Source organism: Hymenobacter agri (assembly GCF_054778495.1).
The window spans coordinates 1-3852 of sequence record NZ_BAAGZM010000412.1 but is presented as its reverse complement, the minus strand read 5'-3'; the positions used below and the strand labels follow the sequence as shown (position 1 = coordinate 3852).

Genomic DNA, 3852 nt, shown 5'->3' with positions numbered 1-3852 from the left:
AGCAGGGCACGCAGGCTGTCGGCCGGGCGCGTCTGGGCCTGCGCGGGGGTGAGCAGCGCCCCGCTACCTATCCATAACGCGAGTAATAATGCTCGTTTCATCGCTGCTTCCTAGTACCCCGGTTCAATGCTGTTCTTCGTGCCGCGCCCCGGTCAGGCGGGTATCACGGGTAAGGCGGATTAATGACCAGCCCGAAGGTGCCGCTCAGCATCAGCTGGTCGGGGCCCGCGCTTCGGGCGCTGGTCAGCACCACCCGCCAGGCGCGCTTGCCGTTAATCGGTGCGGGGTCCAGCGTTGGGCCTTCCAGCACGCGCACGCCGGGCCCGAGGGCCGCGATGGCATCGTTCAGGTCCTGCCGGTTGGTGTCGTCGTTCGGGTTGTCCGCCGTCTTCTCCACCTCCGCAAACGGCACGTCCAGGTCGGCTCCTTTGCCCGCCACAAACCGAACCTCCCGGTTCCGGCCGGCCATCTTCATCGAGTACGTCTTTGGCGCGGCGGCGATGGGGGCCGGCAAGCCGGTGTTGCCCAGCACTTTCTGGAAGTAGTTGGTAGCGGCATCGTCGCACTTCGCTTCCGTGGTGTACCGGTGCTCAAGCACCGCATTGCGGCGCAGCTTCACTTTCGGAGTAAGCGGCACGAATTCGTCGTCCGCATCGGGCGGCGGCACGCTGATGCCGGCACTGATTACCCGGTGCGGGTGGCGCGTGCAGGCCCCGCCCGTCAGCAGCAGCATTACCCCTAACAGCAATTGGTACGTTTTCATCTCAATCGGTTTACCAGTTAGTAATCAACCCATAGCCCCGCCGCATTCGCCTACTGCCCGCCCGGCTAGCGCACCACCGGGTACGGCGGGTTAATCACCAGCCCCAGCACGTTGCCCGCGGCATCGGCCAGCGTGGCAATTTCCATCTCGTCTTTGGCCAGCGATTTTGGGGGTTTGTGCGGTGGTTTCACCCCGCTGCAGCCGTGATGCTTTATCAGGTCGTCGTAGGTTGCCTTCAGCTCGGCGCTGGCGCCCGGCACCTCCCAGTAGATGATGGTGTGCGTGCTGCCATCTTCGGTGGCCACGCACAGCAGGGCCATGTTCGTTAGTAGCCGATAGGGGTAGGTGGTGTCGCCCAGCAGCGCTTCGTAAAACGCTTTGGTTTTGGCCAGCTGGGCCGCGTCGGCGACTCCCAACTCAATTATGGCCGGCCGTAACACCTTGCCTTTGAGTACCTGCGGAGTGGGAGTTTGCATAATAAGAAGCGTAAGACATAAGAAGCGGCCCATTGCCACCACAGCTACCGCCATAGGTTGGCCCATTAAGCCGGTTGCTCAACCTATCGAAAGTTAAATATACATCTTTTTATAAATAATCACAATTTTTTATCAGCATTGTTACATCACCTGCATTTGTGCCAACGTGTGCCCCCGGCCGGGAATTGATTGGTGCTGCCTGGTCGGCGTAGTTGGCGAGGCAACTGTTGGATCAGCCCTTTGTCGATGCCCGTAGCCGATATTTGTCTCTCCGCTACTCCTTCGTTTTCAACGCATGAAAAAACACTTTCTCCTACTCCCGGCGCTGGGCGCGGCCCTTACCGGCTGCCCCTCCAACTCGCTGAAAACCGCCGGCTCGGCCGACGGCAAGCCCGACGTGCTGCACGCCGCCCTCGATACCACCGTGGCGCCCGGCGACGACTTCTTCACCTACGCCAACGGCACCTGGCTGAAAAACAACCCCATTCCGGCCTCGGAAAGCAGCATGGGCATCGGCAAAAAAGTGCAGGACGAAGTGTACGGCCGCCTGCGCCAGACCAGCATCGAAGCCGCCGCGGCCAACGCAGCGCCCGGCAGCAACCAGCAGAAAATCGGTGATTTCTGGGCCGTGGGCATGGACTCGGTGAAGGCCGACCGGTTGGGTGCGGCCCCGCTGAAAGCCGAGCTCGACCGCATCGCGGCCCTGAAAACCGCGGCCGACGTGCCCGGCGTTATCGCCCAGCTGGTTCCGCTGGGCGTGCGCGCGCTCATTGGCCCCGGCGTGTACCAGGATGCCAAGAAGAGTGACCAGATGGCGCTCTACCTCAACCAGGGCGGCCTGGGCCTGCCCAACCGCGACTACTACTTCAACACCGACGCGCGCACCAAAAACATTCGCGCCGAGTACGTGAAGCACGTGGCCAACACGTTCCAGCTGCTGGGCCAGGATGCCGCCACGGCCGCCGCCAACGCCGCCCGCGTGATGGCCCTGGAAACCACGCTGGCCAAGTCGTCGCGCAAGCTGGAGGCCCTGCGCGACCCGTACGCCAACTACCACAAAATGAGTCTGGCGCAGCTCGACAAGCTCACGCCAGGCCTGAGCTGGAAACCCTGGCTGGGCCAGATGGGCGTGGCCGGGCTGGATTCCGTCATCGTGGGCCAGCCCGAGTTTTACCAGACGGCCGCGCAGCTATTGAAAACCCAGCCAATTGACGACTGGAAAGCCTACTTCAGCTGGCAGCTGGCGCGCACGTTTGCGCCCACGCTCAGCAGCGGCTTCGTGAACGAGAATTTCCACTTCTACGGCACGGTACTGCGCGGGGCCAAGGCCCTGCGCCCGCGCTGGAAGCGGGTGCTCGACATGCAGGAAGATGCCCTGGGCGACGCGCTGGGCCAGCTTTTCGTGAAGGAATACTTCAAGCCCGAAGCCAAAGCCCGCTACGACACACTGGTGAAAAACATGGTAACGGCCTTCGGCGAACACATCCGGAAAGTGGACTGGATGAGCGCGCCCACCAAAGTGGTGGCCCTCGACAAGCTGCACAAAATCACGCCCAAAGTGGGCTACCCCAACAAATGGAAGGACTACTCCACCCTGAAAATTGACCGCAGCTCGCTGGCCGAAAACGTGATGCGCGCCAACCAGTGGCAGTACCAGTACGCTCTCAACAAGCTGGGCAAGCCCGTGGACCGCACCGAGTGGGACATGACGCCGCAGACCTACAACGCCTACTACAACCCTTCGAACAACGAGATTGTGCTGCCCGCCGCCGCCTTCGCCGTGCCCGGCCTGCTCGACGCCGACGCCGACGACGCGCTGGTGTACGGCTACGCCGGGGCCAGCACCATCGGCCACGAGCTCACCCACGGCTTCGACGACGAGGGCAGCCAGTTCGACGCCAAGGGCAACCTGCACGAGTGGTGGAGCAAGGACGACCGCAAACGCTTCAACCAGCGCGTGGCCGGCATTGTGAAGCAGTTCAACGGCTACACCCTGCTCGATTCGCTGCACATCAACGGCAAGGCCACGGCCGGCGAAAACATTGCCGACCTCGGCGGTATCGTCATCGGCCTCGATGCCTTCAAGAAAACCAAACAGTACAAGGAAGGCAAGAAAATCAACGGCCTCACGCCCACGCAACGCTATTTCCTCGGCTACGCCCTGGGCTGGCAGAACCACACGCGCGACGAGGCCCTGGCCTCGCAGCTGCTCACCGACGTGCACTCGCCCGCCCAGTACCGCGTGAACGGCCCAATGGCCGACGTGCCCGCCTTCTACGAAGCCTTCGGCGTGAAGCCCGGCCAGAAGCTCTACCGGCCCGACTCGACGCGGGTGGTGATTTGGTAAGCGGGCCGCGGGTCAAATTTGAACGTCATGCTGCGCCTCCGCTCAGTATGACGTTCTTTTCTTTCCTCCACATACCCCTACTCCTACGGCCCCTGCCGGCGCGGCTTTCGCCACCGCCGCAGGGGCCGTACCTTTGCGTCGTGCAAACCCCTCCCGCCCCCTATCTCACGCCCGAGGCGCTGACCACCTTCATCCGCACGGCGCTGGCCGAGGACGTGGGCGACGGCGACCACTCGGCTCTGGCTTCCATTCCGGCCGATGCCCGC

General features: G+C 62.9%; 3 protein-coding genes. 1 reads left to right on the top strand and 2 read right to left on the bottom strand.

Annotation, left to right across the window (positions count from 1 at the left end; all coding sequences use genetic code 11):
• Positions 1-163: 163 nt before the first annotated feature.
• Positions 164-763 (bottom strand): hypothetical protein, encoded by a 600-nt coding sequence (locus ACYVDE_RS16770; RefSeq protein WP_460502699.1) that lies wholly within the window; start codon positions 761-763, stop codon positions 164-166.
• A gap of 65 nt (positions 764-828) precedes the next feature.
• A complete protein-coding gene (locus ACYVDE_RS16765) occupies positions 829-1239 on the bottom strand; it encodes a VOC family protein (RefSeq protein WP_460502698.1) in 411 nt (136 codons plus the stop codon).
• A 295-nt stretch (positions 1240-1534) separates the two neighbouring features.
• Here ACYVDE_RS16765 and ACYVDE_RS16760 point away from each other — a divergent pair, with 295 nt between their 5' ends.
• The gene (locus ACYVDE_RS16760) at positions 1535-3586 is read left to right on the top strand and encodes a M13 family metallopeptidase (protein WP_460502697.1); all 2052 of its coding nucleotides are present in this window, start codon (positions 1535-1537) and stop codon (positions 3584-3586) included.
• Positions 3587-3852 lie beyond the last annotated feature (266 nt).